Below are 496 nucleotides of genomic sequence, written 5' to 3' on the forward strand. Positions count from 1 at the left end.
GGTTTTGAGGTATTACTATTGACAAGTCAAAGTCATGTTTATGAATGGCATCCTGTCCAAAACGCTTATCTAAAGCACTTGGAAGCTTTAAAAACTCTTGATTGATCTGCTCTGGTATCTTTGAAGAACTATCACGACCAGCTTCAACATTTTTCATAAAAGTCACTGCTTCTTGAGAAAGTGACAGAACCTCTACTTTTAATTGTTCACGCTCCCGCGTAAAACTATCCATATGTGTCTCATAAGAATTCTTATAAAAGGATTGAAGCGCTCTCATAGTAGAGACAGCAAGAGGAACATTGTAAAGCGCTTCTTTTCGTTCTTTTCCTGTAGATTTGAGTTTATCGATTAAACGATCTGATCCACGCAGCTCACCAGCTCTCTCTGGAGACTTAGCTAGAATATCAGGAAGTTTATCGCCTTTACCCGCTAAAATTGTTTGCTCAATCCTAAGCGCAGCCTCTTGCGGATCTTTATAAATAGATGCTAAACGACT

Annotated in this window: 1 pseudogene; it reads right to left on the minus strand. The window is 38.9% G+C overall.

Features of this window, described 5'->3' with window-relative positions:
• Positions 1–496, minus strand: a pseudogene (locus J7R13_RS08810) (BID domain-containing protein); the annotation flags it as partial.

It is taken from the genome of Bartonella taylorii 8TBB, assembly GCF_902825155.1.
In the GTDB taxonomy this organism is placed as follows: domain Bacteria; phylum Pseudomonadota; class Alphaproteobacteria; order Rhizobiales; family Rhizobiaceae; genus Bartonella; species Bartonella taylorii_A.